Below are 17,812 nucleotides of genomic sequence, written 5' to 3'. Positions count from 1 at the left end.
AGCTAACGATGAAAGTCAGTATCTATCGCTACAATCCGGAAACGGACCGCGAACCGAGCATGAAGGAGTACGAGGTCGATACCCAGGGTAAAGACCTCATGGTGCTGGATATCCTTGCTTTGGTAAAAGAGCAGGACGAGTCCATGTCCTACCGTCGCTCCTGTCGCGAAGGGGTGTGCGGTTCCGACGGCATGAACATGAACGGCAAGAACGGTTTGGCGTGTATCACTCCGCTGTCGCAAGTGGCGCCGGGTGTTCTGGAAGGCAAGAAGCCATTGATCTTGCGTCCATTGCCGGGCCTGCCGGTGATTCGCGACTTGGTCGTAGACATGGGCATGTTCTATACCCAGTACGAAAAAGTGCAGCCGTACCTGCAGAATAGCTCTCCGGCTCCGGCCATTGAGCGCCTGCAGAGCCCGGAAGAGCGTGAAAAGCTGGATGGTCTATACGAGTGTATTCTCTGTGCGTGCTGTTCAAGCAGCTGCCCGAGCTTCTGGTGGAATCCGGATAAGTTCCTGGGGCCGGCGGCCTTGTTGCAAAGCTATCGCTTCCTGGCGGATAGTCGCGACACGGTGACCGAAGAGCGTCTGTCCAAACTGGACGACCCCTTTAGTCTGTTCCGCTGCCACGGCATCATGAACTGCGTCAGCGTTTGCCCGAAAGGGTTAAACCCGACCCGGGCCATTGGCCATATCCGCTCGATGTTGTTGGAGCGGGGCATCTGACCCGAATGAAAAAGGCGGCCTTTATGGCCGCCTTTTTTGTAGCTGCAGCGTCGTAAATGTCGTTTTAGGTTGTCTATTCGACGTTTTGCCAATTGCAGAAACATTCGGAAAGAGTCATAAGTTAATTTATGAATTCGGCGCCTAACAAAACCGAATTAAAAGGGATACACTAGGCAACAGTTCGAGGTAATCCCTCGACGAGAGGTGACAGGCTTCTACCCAGACCTGACCCGGTATGGGCAAGATAGCAGGTTGCCTCTCATTGGGTGGAGCAGGGCTTAAAAGGCGTTGTTCCGAAAATACGAGCGTACGGGAACAGGGTCGCCCCCCTGTGGTCGCAGTTACTCATACCACAGAGTGTGACAACCTCCCGCCGAAGGAACGAGCTAACATGCAAGACAGTTCCATGCAGCGGCAATGGCAGTCCTCCCACATTGGGGGAGCCAACGCTGCCTATGTCGATGAACTGTACGAATCCTACCTGACCGACCCTAATTCCGTGCCGGAAGACTGGCGCGCTTATTTCGAAAAACTCCCCAGTGTTGATACCGCCGTCGAATCCGACGTGCCCCACGCCGCTGTGCGTGAATACTTCCTGTTGCAGGCGAAGAACCGTTCGCGCGTGCAGAAGTTTGGGGCCGGTGCAGTCAGCACGGAGCACGAACGTCGTCAGGTCCGTGTGCTGCATTTGATTGCAGCCTACCGAAACCGGGGCCACCAAGTGGCCAAGCTGGATCCGCTGGGGATTATGGAGCGCGAGTCCGTTCCAGACCTGGAGCTGGCTCATCATGGTCTCAGCACGGCTGATCTGGATACCGTATTCCAAACGGGCAACCTTTTTATCGGTAAGCCCGAAACCTCCCTCCGCGATATTGTTGATTGCCTGACCAGTACCTACTGCTCCAGTGTGGGTGCCGAGTACATGCACATGGTCAACACTGCTGAAAAGCGTTGGCTGCAGCAGCGCATGGAAGGGGTGCGGTGCCATCCGGAATACGGTACGGATATCAAGAAGCACATCCTTGAGCGGTTGTCTGCCGCCGAGGGCCTGGAAAAATATCTGGGCAGCAAATATCCGGGCACCAAACGCTTCGGTCTTGAAGGTGGTGAATCACTGATTCCCCTAATGGATGAAATTATTCAGCGCGTGGGCAGCTACGGCGCCAAAGAGCTGGTCATTGGCATGGCCCACCGAGGCCGTTTGAACGTGCTGGTGAATACCCTGGGCAAAAGTCCGAAAGATCTGTTCGAAGAGTTTGATGGCAAGAGCTTTAACGAAAATGGCTCCGGTGACGTGAAATACCACCAAGGCTTCTCGTCCAACGTGCAGACGTCTGGTGGTGAAGTGCATTTGGCCATGGCTTTTAACCCCTCTCACCTGGAAATTGTGGCGCCTGTTGTAGAAGGGTCTGTACGGGCTCGTCAGGATCGTCGTGAAGATGAGGGCGGTGAACAGGTGGTGCCAATTTTGTTGCATGGCGATGCGGCGTTTGCAGGCCAAGGTGTGGTCATGGAGACATTCCAGATGTCCCAGACCCGCGGTTTTCACACTGGCGGCACTTTACACGTGATCATCAACAACCAGGTGGGCTTCACTACCAGCCGCCGAGATGATGCCCGTTCTACCGAGTATTGCACTGATGTGGCAAAAATGGTGCAAGCACCCATTTTCCATGTAAACGCGGATGACCCGGAAGCCGTCTACTTCGTCACTCAGCTGGCGGTGGATTACCGCATGCAGTTCAAGAAGGATGTGGTGATTGATTTGTTCTGCTATCGCCGGTCGGGGCATAACGAGGCGGATGAACCGTCCTCCACTCAGCCGATGATGTACAAGAAAATCAAAAGCCATCCGACCACTCGAACTCTGTATGCAGAGAAGCTGATCAACGAAAAAGTGATCAGTGAGCAGGAAGCTCAGAAAACGGTGGATGATTACCGGGATATGCTCGACGCAGGTAATCATGTGGTGAAGTCTCTGGTAACAGAGCCGAACAAGGCCCTGTTTGTGGATTGGTCTCCGTATATTGGCCACCAAGTTGAGGATGACTGGGACACCACCTATCCGCTAAAGAAACTGCAGGACTTGGCTACGAGGCTGGAAACACCCCCGGAAGGCGTTGTGGTTCAACGCCAGGTGAAAAAAATCCTTGAAGATCGCCGCAAAATGACCGCAGGTGCCTTGCCGCTAAACTGGGGCTACGGAGAAACCATGGCCTATGCGACGCTGCTCGATGAGGGCTTCGCTATTCGGCTAAGCGGTCAAGATAGTGGCCGCGGCACTTTCTCCCACCGCCATGCGGTGCTGCATAACCAGAAAGACGGTGAGCAGTATGTGCCGCTTCAGCATCTCTACGATGAACAGCCGCGTTTTGATATCTACGATTCCCTGCTCTCTGAAGAAGCGGTGCTGGGTTATGAATATGGTTACGCTACCACCACGCCTACGTCCTTGGTGATCTGGGAAGCACAGTTTGGTGATTTCGCCAACGGTGCCCAGGTGGTGATTGACCAATTCATTTCTTCTGGTGAAGCTAAATGGGGGCGTTTGTGTGGCCTGACCATGCTGCTTCCTCACGGCTATGAGGGCCAAGGACCGGAGCATTCCTCCGCACGCCTGGAGCGCTTCCTGCAGTTGTGTGCTGAGCACAACATGCAAGTGTGTGTGCCGAGCACCCCCGGCCAGATTTACCACCTGTTGCGTCGGCAGGCAGTACGCCCTCTGCGCAAGCCTTTGGTGGTGATGAGCCCGAAGAGTTTGCTGCGTCACAAAAAGGCGACTTCCTCATTGGAAGATCTGGCCCACGGCACCTTCCATTCGGTGCTGGATGATCTGGCTGATCTGGATAGCAAAAAAATCAAGAGAGTGGTGATGTGCTCCGGCAAGGTTTATTACGACTTGTTGGAAAAACGTGACAGCGATGATCTGATCGACACGGCATTGGTGCGTATTGAGCAGCTGTATCCGTTCCCGGAACAGCGTTTGCAGGAAATTCTTGAGATATACCCGAACCTGGAGCATCTGGTTTGGTGTCAGGAAGAGCCCAAGAATCAGGGCGCCTGGTATTGCTCCCAGCACCATATGTACCGTGTAGCGGAGAAAGCCGGTGTGGGGCCTGTGCATTACGCTGGCCGCGATATGGCGGCCGCCCCGGCGGCAGGTTCAATGTCACTACACGTGGAACAACAGCAGCGTCTGGTCCAAGACGCCTTCGAGATTAAGTAACAGTAAGGATTAGGCATGGCGACTGATATCAAAGCTCCACAGTTCCCCGAATCAGTAGCAGACGGCACCGTAGCCACTTGGCACAAGCAGGAAGGCGAAGCGGTGAAGCGTGACGAGCTGCTGGTAGATATTGAAACCGATAAAGTTGTGCTGGAAGTGGTAGCCCCAGCCGATGGCGTGATCAGCAAGATCATGGCGGCAGAAGGTGAAACCGTAGAAAGTCAGCAAGTGCTGGGGACCTTCGACGAAGGGGGTAGCGGCAATGCTGGTAAGAGCGACGATGAACCGGCAGAAGAAAACAGTGAAGAGGCATCGGCTGATAAAGAAGAGACATCGGCTGATAAAAAGGGCGATGCGAAGGAAGAGAAGGTCGAAGCCAAACCTGAGCCCGCCGATGACGATAACAGCGCCAGTGATCAGGCTGGGCCAGCGGCCCGCAAGCTGATGAGTGAGCATGGCATTGCTGCAGACCACGTGAAGGGCACGGGTCGTGGCGGCCGCATTACCAAAGAGGATGTGGAAAAAGTCATTGCTGACAAGTCGGAAAAACGCGCTGGCCAACCCGCACCGCAACAGCCGGCCACCTTGGACGTACCGGGTGCCCCAGGCGAGCGTGAAGAACGTCGTGTGCCAATGACACGTTTACGCAAACGTATTGCTGAGCGTCTGGTCTCTGCCCAACAGAACTCCGCCATGTTGACCACCTTCAACGAAGTCAACATGAAGCCCATCATGGATATGCGTAAACATTACCAGCCAGAGTTCGAGAAAGCCCATAACGTGCGCCTCGGCTTCATGGGTTTCTTTACCCGGGCTTGTGTGGAAGCGCTAAAACGTTTCCCGGCGGTGAATGCGTCTATTGACGGCGAAGATGTCGTGTACCACGGTTACTATGACGTGGGTGTGGCCGTCTCCACCGAACGGGGCCTGGTTGTACCGGTGATGCGCGATGCGGACCAGAAAGGTTTGGCGGAAGTGGAGTCACAGATCATCGAATATGGCCAGAAAGCCCAGAAGGGCAAGCTGTCCATTGAAGAGATGACTGGTGGCACGTTTACCATTTCCAACGGTGGGGTGTTTGGTTCGTTGATTTCCACACCGATTCTTAACCCGCCGCAGACGGCCATTCTGGGGATGCACAAGATCCAGGAAAGACCTATGGCGGTGGACGGTAAAGTGGAAATCCTGCCGATGATGTATTTGGCCTTATCCTACGATCACCGCCTCATCGATGGTAAGGAAGCGGTGCAATTTCTGGTTGCCGTGAAGAACTTTATCGAGGACCCGGCGCGGCTGTTGCTGGATATCTGAATGTATGCCTGCGTACTTCATGCTGCAGCACACCCCTAAAGCGTGGTGGCTGCGGTATGAAGCTTGACCGCGATAGAAGGAATTAGATTATGGCTGACAACTATGACGTCATCATCATTGGTGGTGGTCCGGGTGGCTATGTGGCTGCGATCCGGTGTGCGCAACTGGGCCTGAATACTGCCTGCATTGAAAAGCGCATTAATAAGCAAGATGAGCCGGCTTTGGGGGGCACCTGTTTGAATGTAGGCTGTATCCCCTCTAAGGCGTTGCTGGATTCTTCTTGGAAGTACCACGAAACCGAGTCCTCACTGGCTGATCACGGTATCAAGATCAAAGGCGCAGACCTGGATCTGGATACGATGCTCAAGCGCAAAGATACCATCGTGAGAAACCTCACCGGCGGTATCGCGCAATTGTTCAAGGCCAACAAGGTGACCTGGTTGCAGGGCACAGGCCAGCTGAAAAGTGGTAAGCAGGTTGAGTTTCAGCCGTTGGATGGCGATGTCCAAACACTACAGGCAGAACATGTAATTCTGGCGGCAGGCTCAGTGCCGGTAGATATTCCTGTGGCTCCTGTTGATCAAGAAATCATTGTTGATTCCACTGGTGCGCTGGAATTTGATGCCGTACCGAAACGCCTTGGCGTGATTGGCGCGGGCGTGATTGGTCTTGAGCTGGGAAGCGTTTGGGCTCGACTTGGCAGTGAAGTCGTCGTGCTGGAGGCTGTAGATGCCTTCCTGCCGGCTGTGGATAAACAAATTGCCAAGGATGCCCAAAAGCAGTTTGCCAAGCAGGGCCTGGATATTCGTCTGGGGGCCCGTGTCACTGGTTCTGAGGTGAAAAAGGATCAGGTAGTGGTCAGTTATAGCGACAAGGACGGAGAGAACGAAGAAACCTTCGACCGGTTGATTGTTGCTGTGGGTCGCCGCCCCTATACCGAAGGCCTGCTCAGTCAGGACGCCGGGGTGACCTTGGACGAGCGCAACTATATTTATGTCGATAACCAGTGTCGTACCGACGTTCCCGGGGTTTACGCCATCGGTGATCTGGTGCGAGGTCCGGCGTTGGCCCACAAGGCCATTGAAGAAGGCGTGATGGTGGCTGAAGTGATCATGGGAGAAAGTACCCAAGTGAACTATGACGCTGTCCCCGGTGTGATTTATACCCACCCGGAAGTGGCTTGGGTCGGCAAGACCGAAGAGGAAGCGAAGGATTCCGGTGACGCTTACAAGACCGGAGCGGTACCTTTTGCCGCCAATGGGCGCGCCATGGCTGCCGGCGAAACCGGTGGCATGGTGAAGTTTGTGGCCGATGAAAAAACCGACCGCATCCTGGGCATGCACGTGGTAGGCCCGCAGGCGTCCGAATTGATTCAGCAAGGCGTTATAGCCATGGAGTTTGGGGCTACCGTAGAGGACTTGCAGCTGATGGTGTTTGGTCATCCAAGCCTGTCAGAAACCGTTCATGAAGCAGCCTTGGCCACGGACTTTAAAGCAATCCATGTGGCGCAGCGTCGTCGCAAGAAATAACGACATTTGATGGCCGCGATAACGGCGCTTGAACAGGGCGCCACTAATTCATTGATGATGGAAGTATTGGCATGAATCTCCATGAGTATCAGTCAAAACAGCTTTTTGCTGATTATGGGCTGCCAGTCTCTACCGGCTTTGCCTGTGATACCCCGGAAGAGGTTGCAGCAAAGGCGAAAGAGATCGGTGGTGACAAGTGGGTGGTAAAAGCGCAAGTCCACGCCGGTGGCCGTGGTAAGGCTGGTGGTGTGAAGCTGGTGGATACACCGGAAGACGCAGCTGCCTTCGCCAAGCAGTGGTTGGGCAAGCAGTTGGTTACCTTCCAGACCGACGAGCATGGTCAGCCCGTATCAAAGATTCTGGTAGAAACCTGCACGGACATCGCCAAAGAACTGTATCTGAGCGCAGTCCTTGATCGTGCCAGCAGTCGTGTTGTGTTCATGGCTTCCACCGAAGGTGGCGTGGATATCGAAACGGTTGCAGAAGAAACCCCGGAAAAAATCCTCAAGGCAGAAATTGATCCGCTGGTGGGTGCACAGCCCTATCAGGCTCGTGAGATCGCGTTTAAGTTGGGTCTAGAAGGTAAACAGGTCAATCAGTTCGCCAAGATCTTCGTGGGTCTGGCAAAGCTGTTTGTCGACAAAGACCTGGCGCTGATCGAAGTGAACCCGCTGGTGATCACTGACACCGGTGACCTGCACTGCTTGGATGCCAAAATCAATGTAGACGGCTCGGCGTTATATCGCCATCCAGATATCAAGGCGCTGGACGATCCCAGCCAGGAAGATGAGCGCGAGCGTCGCGCTGCAGAATGGGACCTGAACTACGTCGCACTAGAGGGCAACATCGGTTGCATGGTGAACGGTGCAGGTCTGGCCATGGGTACCATGGATTTGGTGAAGTTGAAGGGCGGTGCGCCGGCCAACTTCCTGGACGTGGGTGGTGGTGCCACCAAAGAGCGCGTTACCGAAGCCTTTAAGATCATTCTCTCCGATGATCAAGTAAAGGGCGTTCTGGTGAACATTTTTGGTGGTATTGTCCGTTGCGACTTGATCGCTGAAGGCATTATCGGTGCCGTGGAAGAAGTGGGCGTAACCGTTCCCGTTGTGGTGCGCTTGGAGGGCAACAATGCGGAGCTGGGTTCCCAGAAGCTGGCAGAAAGTGGCATGAACATCATTGCCGCACAAAGTTTTGATGATGCTGCCGAGCAGGTAGTGAAAGCAGTGGGAGGCGCCGCATGAGCGTATTGATTGACAAGAACACCAAGGTTATCTGCCAGGGCTTCACTGGAAGCCAGGGCACGCTTCACTCTGAACAGGCTATTGAGTACGGCACCCAGATGGTGGGTGGTGTAACGCCGGGTAAAGGCGGCCAAACGCACTTGGGTTTGCCGGTGTTTAACACTGTGGCAGAAGCCGTTGCCGAAACCGGGGCCACTGCCAGCGTAATCTATGTGCCTGCACCGTTCTGCAAGGACTCCATTCTGGAAGCCGCAGACGCCGGCATCGAGCTGATCGTCTGCATTACCGAAGGAGTGCCTGCTCTGGATATGCTTTTCGTCAAAGAGTATATCTCCCGCAAAGATGGCATTCGTCTGATCGGGCCGAATTGCCCAGGGGTCATTACTCCTGGTGAGTGCAAAATCGGGATTATGCCGGGCCATATTCACTCGCCTGGTAAGGTCGGCATTGTGTCTCGTTCCGGTACCCTGACCTATGAAGCAGTTAACCAAACCACCAAGCTGGGGTTTGGTCAATCTTCTTGTATTGGTATTGGCGGTGACCCGATTCCGGGGATGACCTTCATTGATGCACTGGAATTGTTCCAGAACGACCCGCAGACCGAAGCCATCGTTATGGTGGGTGAGATCGGTGGTACCGCAGAAGATGAAGCGGCGGCCTATATCAAAGAGAATGTGACCAAGCCTGTGGTGAGCTACATTGCCGGTGTTACCGCTCCGGCCGGCAAGCGTATGGGGCATGCTGGCGCCATCATTGCCGGCGGCAAAGGTACCGCCGATGAGAAGTTCGCTGTGCTGGAAGCGGCGGGTGTGAAAACCGTGCATAACCCGGCAGAAATTGGCAAGGCTGTGAAAGAAGCAACCGGCTGGTAAGTTAACGGTAAGCCAATAAAAAGGCCGGCAAATGCCGGCCTTTTTATTGGCTTAGTGGAGGAGATCGTCGTCCAGTTCAAAGGACTCGTATTCATTGAGTTCCTTTTTAAGGCGCCGCTCTTCCAGTCGATCTTCGATGCGATGGCGCATGTCCATATTGAAAGAGCGGCTGCGCGCACTGCGCTCTTGCTGCTCATCCTCTTCGACGCTGTCATCAAGGATATCGAAATCTTCGTTCATCAGCAGATCTTCCGAATCAAGGTCTTGCTCATTACTACGATGGTTACTCATGGTGGCCTCCTTCCTGACCTCCCCAAACAACCTGTTATACGGGCCAATCAGGTCCGGGTTTCCGGTTTCCGAATGCCCTTAGCGCCTGTATATCCTGTGACTTTCGGGCTTACAAGTTTTTTTTCCTTTTTGAGGATGAGCGGTGTTGAAAGGGCGCGCGAAAGGTTTCGCTGCAGGTGAATAATTACTTGCAGCGAGCGAACGGGAAAGGCTAAATGTGACGCATATCATAACCTTTACTCTTATAAGAAAATCAGCAACTTAAGTGCTGGAATGCCGGCAGAAGGCTTTGTAGAGTGGAGGGAACGTCCGACGGTTACCGGTAACGTGCCGGCTCGTGAAGAGAATAAAAATATGGCAGAACTGCTGATCATTTTTGGGGTAAGCGCCCTTATTATTGCCACGTTAGGGTTGATGCACGAAGCCAACAGTCGGGGCCACAGCCCGTTGTTTTTTTTGGTGCCCTTGGCCAGCATAGGGCAGGTGCAAAGCCATTGGGAATATTACCGGTGGTGGTCGCTGGCCCGTGTGGGCGCGGTGCTGACCTCGGCAGTAGGTATTGGCTTATTGGTGATTACTGGCGGCTTGGTGGGGGATTACGCAGTACAACCGGTATCGAGCCAGAGTGGGCAAGTGCTGCGTGGCGAGAAAAAAGCCAGTAGCACTGCCTTTGTTTCCTCGCAAGAGGCGGCCTTGCTTGTTGTTAAGGGCCAAGGAAAACGCCTCACAGGGCGTCTACACGGTGAACGCTTTCGTTACGATCGCGTCGCGCTCATTGATGGGGTGTTAACCCTTAGCCAGGGCGAGGGGTTTCTTGCGGATCTGGAAGTGCGTGTACTTCTGGGCTGGAACCCGGACGATATAACCGAACGCAAGACTCTGATCGTTGGGCCCTCGGATGAGAGCGGCCCAGTGGTCCATCTGTCTTGGAAACCGGAAAACAAAGACTATCCAGAGAGCCGAATATTTGAAGGCGGCTACCGCATGGAGCTGGCGCTGGCACCACTGGATACAGGGCAGCTTTCTGGTTCTATTGTGCTGGTCATGCCGGACAGTTTTAAAAGCTATTTGAGCGGGAATTTTACTGCCCATAGCAATCATTTGCGCTACCGCAATGGCGAGGTAGATCTTTACTTCGATCATGAAGATACCCTTGCTTATGTGGCGGAGGAGTTCCTTGAAACCCAGTTCCCGGAAGGCGCTTTACTCCAGGTCGAGGCTAAGCATGCCACCTTGCATCGAGCTGAGAGCGAGGGCCAGGTGGTGGCCGTGGTAGAACTGAGCAATGAGGAAGTTCAGGAGCGCAAGGTGCGGCTTGAAAAGACGGATGTGGGCTGGGCTGTGGTGCCTGGGTCTATGGGTACCCGAGTCATGACCGCCGCCAAAGAGGGTGGAATGGAGTTGGCCACACCTAATGTTCAGAAATCCTCAGAAACAGCACCATCAACAGCGCCCGAGTCGGTGACTTTGACTTTCCCCGAGCTGGTAGCGTACGTGGATCAATCTGTGCAATTGAAAACCACCAGTGGCCGCACACTGGAAGGTGTGCTGCGCAAGATTAGTGGCGACCGCCTTTGGCTGATCATGGGCGTGGGCAGTGGCAATGTGGAACGCAGTGTTGGAGCGGCAGAACTGAAATCCATAACACTGTCTTCGGGCCAGCAGATCTTGCTGGAATCCACGGAAAGTAAATTGCCGGCTAGTACGCCGCAACCGGCCAAGGTTGAGTCTGCGCCGGCGAAAAATGTCCCGGAGCTCGCAGGGGCACAGGAAACGATCGAACCACCATCAGCCGAGCGTACTGAATTTGAAGCGCTGGTAGGAAAAAAGGTGATTATCGAGACCAATGACGGATCGAAACGCACCGGGGTTCTGCAGTCGGTAGTTGATAATAAACTAACCTTGAGTGTGCCGGTGGGCGCGGGCAGTATGGAATATTTCTACGAGCTCCACAGTATTCGCCATATAGAGGCAGCCCGTTGAAGGTATTGATCACAGGCGGCAGTGGGTTCATCGGGCAGCATCTTTGTCGACGACTGGCAGCCCATGGCCATGAGCTGACCGTCCTCACCCGTAGGCCACGCAAAGCCGCTCGTGTGCTGCCTGAAGGCACACACTTGGTTACCTCCCTCGATGACATCGGTAACGATGCGGCTATTGACGGTATTGTCAACCTGGCCGGGGAGAGCTTGTTTGCGGGTCGCTGGAGTGAGCGTCGCAAAGCGATATTATTTGCATCAAGAATTGGTGTCACCGAAGCCCTGGTCGGCCTGGTGTCTCGCTTGGACAGCAAACCGGCGGTGCTGGTGTCCGGGTCTGCTGTGGGCTTTTATGGCAACGCAAATAACGCGGAGTTAACGGAAGAGAGTTCGGCCCGCAGGCGTGATTTTGGTTACCTCCTGTGTGATGCATGGGAGCAATCGGCTCGCCCGGTTTCCCGCCAGGGTGTGCGGTTGTGTCTGGTGCGGACTGGAATCGTATTGGGTTGTGATGGGGGTATGCTAAGTAAGCTGCTACCAGTCTATCGGTTGGGGCTTGGAGCCCTGCTGGGCGATGGCAACCAGTGGCTTAGCTGGGTTCATATCGATGACATGGTGGCAGTGCTAGTACGTGCGCTGGAAACACCCGGTGTGGACGGGGTTTTTAACGCCTGTGCGCCGGCGCCAGTAACGCAGCGTGAATTCCACTATTGTCTGGCCCGGAAAATAAAACGCCCGGCGTTGTTACGGGTGCCTGCGAGTGCCCTCAAGGTGGGGCTGGGAGAACAATCTGCCATGTTGATTGGTGGGCAGCGGGTTTACCCCCGGCGCTTGGAGCAACAAGGCTTCATTTTTCGTTTTCCTGACTTGGATTCTGCATTATCACACCTGACCAGAGGCTGACCTGCGCCATCGAGTCGTCCGCCCCTTGAAAAATATCGGTTTGCCCACATCTGTTGGATCAACATTACTCGCAGGTTCAGGAGCTAGCTGTGTCAGCAGAAAAACAAACCCATGGTTTCCAGGCAGAAGTATCCCGTCTTCTGCATTTGATGATTCACTCGCTTTATAGCAATCGTGAAATTTTTTTACGTGAATTGATTTCTAATGCCTCTGATGCATGCGACAAGCTACGCTTTCAGGCACTGAATAACCCGGCTTTGCTGGAGCAGGGTGGTGAGCCCCAGATTACTCTGCGCGTGGATAAAGACGCGGGTACCCTGACGATTGCCGATAACGGTATTGGCATGAGTGAGGACGAAGTGGTAGATAATTTGGGCACCATCGCGCGGTCCGGCACGGAAAAATTTCTGGCGAATCTTAGCGGTGATCAGAAAAAAGACGCCCAGTTAATTGGCCAATTCGGGGTGGGGTTTTACTCTGCGTTTATTGTCGCCGAAACCGTTACGGTAGAAACTCGCAAGGCGGGCGAAGCGGTTAATAACGGCGTGCGCTGGGAAAGCGATGGCAAGGGCGAATTCACAGTGGAAACCGTTTCCCGTGATGAGCAGGGCACAGCGGTGATTTTACACCTGCGCGATGATGCCAAGGATTTTTTGGATGGTTTCAAAATTCGTCAGGTGATCGGGCAGTACTCTGATCATGTGGCTTTCCCGATTGTGCTGGAAAGGCCGCAAGAGGGAGACGAAGACACTAAAGCCGAAACCCTTAATTCCGCTACGGCTCTGTGGCAGCGGCCGCGAAGTGAGGTGACTGACGAAGAATATCAGAGCTTCTACAAACACATCAGTCATGATTTTCAGGATGCTCTCACCTGGAGCCATAACAAGGTGGAAGGCAAGCTTGAGTACACCAGTTTGCTGTATGTGCCGGCTCAAGCCCCTTTTGATTTGTATCAACGTGAGGCTAATCGTGGCCTAAAGCTATATGTTCAGCGCGTTTTCATTATGGACGATGCAGAACAGTTTCTGCCCCAGTATCTGCGCTTTATCAAGGGGGTGATTGATGCACCGGATCTGCCCCTGAACGTAAGCCGCGAGTTGTTGCAGGACTACGGTCCGGTTCAAAAAATTCGATCCGCTTTGACCAAGCGTGTGCTGCAAATGTTGAAAAAACTCAGCAACGATGACAAGCAATACACCAAATTTTGGGCGCAGTTTGGCTCAGTGATAAAAGAGGGCGTTGCTGAGGACCGGGATAATCAGCAAAGCATTGCCGCCTTGCTGCGTTTTGCCACCAGCAAAACACCAGATTCAGTGAGCACATCTTTGGATCAATATCTGGAGAGCAAGCCTGCCGATCAGGATTGCATCTATTATCTGCTTGCTGATACCCCGTCGGCTGCACGCCAGAGCCCCCATCTGGAGGTATTTCGTAAGAAAGACATTGAGGTACTACTGCTCAGCGATCCCGTGGATGAGTGGATGGTGGGGTATCTGGAGAGCTACAAAGAGGTGAAACTGGTCAATGCGGCTCGCGGAGAGCTGGACCTGGGGGATGAGAGTGAACAGGCTAATAATGATGACCCCTTGATCCAGCGCCTTGCCGCTAGCCTGACCGAGCAGGTTGAAGCGGTCCGAGCCACCACACGACTGGTGGATTCCCCTGCGTGCCTGGTGCTGGCAGAAGATCAGCTGGGGCCTCAAATGCGACGCATGCTGGAAGCCGCCGGGCAGCCAGTGCCGGAAAACAAGCCGGTACTGGAGGTGAACCTCGACCATACCTTGCTGCAAGCGCTGACCCGCGTTGAAGAAGGCGACAAATTCAATGATTTCGCCGCCTTGCTGCTAGATCAAGCAATGCTGGCGGAGGGGCAGCTGCCGAAAGACCCGGCGGCGACCGCGCGCCGGATGCAAGCGTTGTTCGCTCAGGCAGTCTAAAGGCTGCAACAGACTGCTTTTAACCGTCCGCGCTACGGGATTTTTACGAAATCACGTAGGGCGGGTGGTGTCAGCTTCCCTACTTTCCGGGCCGCTTTGGCTGCGTTAGGCGGGTTTGGGTGTAAGCCCATCCCCGTCGCTTCTCGCGTTACCTGTTGCGGCGTTCTTCAAGCTCCCGTTGTCTCGACTTCCAAGGGCGCCTATGATGCCGGAAAGCCGTAAACAAGGCGTTCCTATGAGGCAAGAAAAGCATAATGCCGCCATTCTGGGTGGGGGCAGTTTTGGTACCGCCATGGCCAGCATTCTGGCGGCCAATGGACACAACGTAAACCTGTGGGTGCGTGACCCGGAAACCGCCGCTGCAATCAATATTGATCGGGAAAACAGTCGCTATCTCCCCGGTGCAGAATTACCGCAAGAGGTGACCGCCACGGATAGCCTGGAAGAGGCGCTTAGCGGCGCTTCCATGGTATTTGTGGCAATCCCGAGCAAGGCTTTTGCCGAGGTGCTGGAACAAGCGCGTCAGTGGGTGCCTGATGAGGCTATGGTGATCAGTTGCACCAAGGGCATTTATGCGGATGGCTTCTTGTTGATGAGTGAGCTATTGCATCAGTATTGGCCGCATACTCGTATCGGCGTGTTAAGCGGACCCAATCTGGCCAAGGAAGTGGTTGAACAGAAATTCACGGGTACAGTGATTGCCAGCTCGGACGAGGCGCTACGAGAGACTGTGCAAAACGCCTTGAGCTGCGACTATTTCCGTGTTTATGACAACCCGGATATCTATGGCGTTGAATTGGGCGGCGCCCTGAAGAATATTTATGCGGTGGCGTCTGGCATGGCCGCGGCGATTGGCGTTGGTGAAAACAGCCGCAGTTTTTTGATCACCCGAGCGTTGGCTGAAATGAGCCGTTTCGCCGTGGAGTTGGGCGCTAACCCCATGACGTTCCTGGGCTTGTCCGGGGTCGGTGACCTGATTGCCACCTGTACATCTTCGCTGTCACGCAATTACCAAGTGGGTTTTCAGCTTGGCGAAGGTAAAACCTTGGAACAAGCCATAGAATGCCTGGGCCAGACAGCTGAGGGCATCAACACCATCAAACTCGTGGCGGATAAAGCGGCAGAGTTGGATGTGTATATGCCGCTTGCCACCGCACTGTACAAAATCGTCTATCACGGTCAACCGCTGGAACTGATGATCCAGAATCTGATGAGCGGCGAATACAAACATGATGTGGAGTTTCAGTTGGGCGCGTTTACGTCATGAAGCTCTATCTTAGTCGGCATGGTCAGGCGGTTGCCCAGGCGGCGACCGATGCCCTGCGACCATTGACAGAAGCTGGCCAGGCAGCACTGCTTTCCCACTGGCAATCGCTTCAGGAGCGGGGCATTCAGATTAGCGGATTGATTGTGAGTCCGTATCTGCGCGCTCAGCAGACAGCGGATTGTATCGCGCAGGTATACCCTGGTTTGCCCCGGCAGAATTGCCCCTATCTAACACCGGATAGCCCCCCCAAAGCGCTGTTTGACTGGTTGCTTGCCAACCCGCCAGCGGCTGATTCGGTGCTGGTTAGCCATATGCCGCTGGTGTCGCAATTGACGGCAAGTTGGACGGGTGTCTCGGAACGGGTGGGCTTCGATGTGGGAACCGTGGCTTGTTTTGATGTGGATGTTACTGCCGCTGATGGCGCGCAATTGCTTTGGTTATGCAGCCCAGGCGAAGAGATCGCCAACCGTTAATCCGCCCTTCGGCACCCTTGGTAGCCTGTTCTGTACCGTTCGCCGATGCTTGCTTTGCAGACCGAGCTTACTGTCGTAGCCTGAATTCGGTGGCACACAGAACGCATGGCAGGCTCCTCAATCGTGCCACCGGAACCACTCCTGAGGGGGGATCACGGTGTCTCCTTGCACCGTGAGGCTTAGGTCTAGGCACCAACCATCGGTTGGTGCTTTTTTTATGTTGATTTGCTGATACGTGTATCGTTCTGTCAGCGATACAGCAGCAGGTATTATGTTTGATGCTCCTTGGGGAAGGGCGTGCAAGGGGGGCGTTTTCGTGCGGCACTCAGTTTGCGGCCATACAAGCCGCCTTCTTTAGCCTCCGGCATGGCTGAGACGGGAGGGCCACGCTTGCTGGTATACCGGTAATGTCGGACAGGCCTGAATCGCCAGTAAAACAGACGTACGAAACACTAAGCCTGCACGTATTCTGATTATTTTCGCAGAGCGGGCAGACTCAGAACTCCTGTGTACCCGTGGTGTTGTTTTCCACGGGGCCCCAAGCCAGTTTCTCAATGGGGTCGCCATCGGATCCCACTAGATTAATGTTCATTGGGATGGCAGCCAAGAACTCCAGCCCTTCGGTTTTTCTCAATGCTTGCAGGTACTGCTTTACGCGGCCGCTGATCCAGGGATGCAGGGTTGCTTTAATGGTGACTACTTTGGCGCGTTTGCCGCGTTGCCGGAACCAATCCATCAAGGCAGATCGCATGACGGGGAAGTGGGACTGAAACTGCTCGAAGTCATCGGCAACCAGATAAATATCGTACTGATACACCGTGCCACGCCAACTCATGCCCAGTTTGGATTCTTTTAGCCGCAAGCGGGTTGCCAGCGGGGCGGCTGTTGTATCCGGCTCTTTTGATCGGTAGTGCGAGCGTGGGGCGCTGTAGTGCTCGGGGTTCGGTGTCAGATTATCCAGTAAGCTGATTACTGTATTGCCACATTTCGGCCGCTCTGTTGGTTCTTTGGCCAGTAGCTGACGGATCAAGGGCTGGTAGCGGCGTAAAGAAAGCGGTAGCAAAGGAATCGGATCGCGTAGATGGGCCAGTCCCATGCCGCGTGCGTCAGAGGCGCCAAAGGGCGGTTTGCCTGCCAGCATTTCGTAGAGCACACATCCCAAGGAATAGAGATCTGATTGTGGCGTCAAGGGCTGGCAGCGATGCTGCTCGGGGCTCATGTACTTGGGGGTGCCCATGATGGCAGTGGATTCGGTCACACTGGTATCACGCAATACGTTGGAGGCGATGCCAAAATCCACAAGTAACGCAGAACCATCGGCGCGGAACAGCACATTATCGGGCTTCACATCCCGGTGGATGAATCCATGTTCGCTGGCATAATTAAGGGCGCCGGCGAGCTGACGCAGGATGCTCTGCGCGCTCCTTTCATCCAGTGCGCCGCTGGCGAGCCGTTGTTTAAGGCTGCCACCGGTCACGTGTTCCATGGTGAGATAATAGTAACCTTGATACTCACCTACGTCATAGACAGGAACGATATGTGGGTGGTTCAGGCTGGCAATCGTGCGTGCTTCCTGCATGAAGCGTTCGGCAAAACGGGGTTCCAGTGCCAGGGTCGGCGTGAGGATCTTGATCGCAACCTGCCGGTCGAAGGAGTGCTGGGTGGCAAGAAAAACGTGTGACATGCCGCCTTTACCCAGGCGGCTGGTCAATCTGTATCCGGGAATAGAAATGGCCATGATATTTTTATATTGGTCGTCTTGACCGTGGGAGTATACTCAGCGACTACTTGAGGCGCTCGCCGTACAGGGTATGCATTCCTGCCTCTGATCGGTGCGCCTGGGCGAATTTGGCGTTCAGCCGCTTTTTTTTGTTGATTTAGGCTCCAAAGGCAAGGAAAAACGATACTTTGCTTTGTAGCTGCTGTGCGTCGATCGGTTTGAAAAAGTGGCCCACAGTACCACCCCTGGCCTGCTCACTTCCTTGGCGATAAAGATTATGCGTGCATTATGGGTGCCCTTGTGAGGGCGTGTGATACCCATAACTGTGCATCGATTTC

The 17,812-nt window shown here is 54.3% G+C and carries 13 protein-coding genes; 11 read left to right on the top strand and 2 right to left on the bottom strand.

The window, feature by feature from the left end; all coding sequences use genetic code 11:
• Nucleotides 1-8 precede the first annotated feature (8 nt).
• From ABNH10_RS08980 to sucD, 6 genes are all read left to right on the top strand, one after another.
• Nucleotides 9-725 (top strand): succinate dehydrogenase iron-sulfur subunit, encoded by a 717-nt coding sequence (locus ABNH10_RS08980; protein ID WP_349385621.1) that lies wholly within the window; start codon nt 9-11, stop codon nt 723-725.
• Between the two features lie 391 nt (nt 726-1,116).
• The gene (locus ABNH10_RS08975) at nt 1,117-3,951 is read left to right on the top strand and encodes a 2-oxoglutarate dehydrogenase E1 component (RefSeq protein ID WP_349385620.1); all 2,835 of its coding nucleotides are present in this window, start codon (nt 1,117-1,119) and stop codon (nt 3,949-3,951) included.
• 15 nt (nt 3,952-3,966) lie between these two features.
• Nucleotides 3,967-5,262, top strand: coding sequence for a 2-oxoglutarate dehydrogenase complex dihydrolipoyllysine-residue succinyltransferase (gene odhB / locus ABNH10_RS08970; RefSeq protein WP_349385619.1), 1,296 nt, complete (start codon nt 3,967-3,969; stop codon nt 5,260-5,262).
• Between the two features lie 89 nt (nt 5,263-5,351).
• Nucleotides 5,352-6,791 (top strand): dihydrolipoyl dehydrogenase, encoded by a 1,440-nt coding sequence (gene lpdA, locus ABNH10_RS08965; RefSeq protein WP_349385618.1) that lies wholly within the window; start codon nt 5,352-5,354, stop codon nt 6,789-6,791.
• A gap of 71 nt (nt 6,792-6,862) precedes the next feature.
• Entirely contained in the window at nt 6,863-8,032 is a 1,170-nt protein-coding gene (gene sucC, locus ABNH10_RS08960) for an ADP-forming succinate--CoA ligase subunit beta (protein WP_349385617.1), read from the top strand.
• A complete protein-coding gene (sucD, locus tag ABNH10_RS08955) occupies nt 8,029-8,904 on the top strand; it encodes a succinate--CoA ligase subunit alpha (protein WP_349385616.1) in 876 nt (291 codons plus the stop codon). The genes sucC and sucD overlap by 4 nt, the downstream gene beginning before the upstream one ends.
• Before the next feature lie 51 nt (nt 8,905-8,955).
• On the opposite strand, the gene ABNH10_RS08950 is transcribed toward sucD, so the two are convergent.
• Nucleotides 8,956-9,195 (bottom strand): PA3496 family putative envelope integrity protein, encoded by a 240-nt coding sequence (locus tag ABNH10_RS08950; protein WP_349385615.1) that lies wholly within the window; start codon nt 9,193-9,195, stop codon nt 8,956-8,958.
• A gap of 354 nt (nt 9,196-9,549) precedes the next feature.
• On the opposite strand from ABNH10_RS08950, the gene ABNH10_RS08945 reads away from it, so the two are divergent.
• From ABNH10_RS08945 to ABNH10_RS08925, 5 genes are all read left to right on the top strand, one after another.
• Entirely contained in the window at nt 9,550-11,178 is a 1,629-nt protein-coding gene (locus tag ABNH10_RS08945; protein WP_349385614.1) for a hypothetical protein, read from the top strand.
• Complete coding sequence (locus ABNH10_RS08940; RefSeq protein WP_349385613.1) at nt 11,175-12,077, top strand: TIGR01777 family oxidoreductase; 903 nt, start codon at nt 11,175-11,177, stop codon at nt 12,075-12,077. The genes ABNH10_RS08945 and ABNH10_RS08940 overlap by 4 nt, the downstream gene beginning before the upstream one ends.
• Nucleotides 12,078-12,166: 89 nt before the next feature.
• Nucleotides 12,167-14,014 (top strand): molecular chaperone HtpG, encoded by a 1,848-nt coding sequence (gene htpG, locus ABNH10_RS08935; protein WP_349385612.1) that lies wholly within the window; start codon nt 12,167-12,169, stop codon nt 14,012-14,014.
• 235 nt (nt 14,015-14,249) lie between these two features.
• Nucleotides 14,250-15,281 (top strand): NAD(P)H-dependent glycerol-3-phosphate dehydrogenase, encoded by a 1,032-nt coding sequence (locus ABNH10_RS08930; RefSeq protein ID WP_349385611.1) that lies wholly within the window; start codon nt 14,250-14,252, stop codon nt 15,279-15,281.
• Nucleotides 15,278-15,754, top strand: coding sequence for a SixA phosphatase family protein (locus tag ABNH10_RS08925; protein ID WP_349385610.1), 477 nt, complete (start codon nt 15,278-15,280; stop codon nt 15,752-15,754). Before ABNH10_RS08930 ends, ABNH10_RS08925 begins: the two co-directional genes overlap by 4 nt.
• 496 nt (nt 15,755-16,250) lie before the next feature.
• Here ABNH10_RS08925 and ABNH10_RS08920 read toward each other — a convergent pair whose 3' ends face one another.
• On the bottom strand, nt 16,251-17,465 hold the full coding sequence (locus ABNH10_RS08920) for a serine/threonine protein kinase (protein ID WP_349385609.1): 1,215 nt from the start codon (nt 17,463-17,465) through the stop codon (nt 16,251-16,253).
• Nucleotides 17,466-17,812: the final 347 nt, after the last annotated feature.

Source organism: Alcanivorax sp., from assembly GCF_040119285.1.
Taxonomy (GTDB): Bacteria; Pseudomonadota; Gammaproteobacteria; order Pseudomonadales; family Alcanivoracaceae; genus Alcanivorax.
The sequence above is the reverse complement of the archived record's forward strand: the minus strand, read 5'-3'. Positions and strand labels throughout refer to the sequence as shown.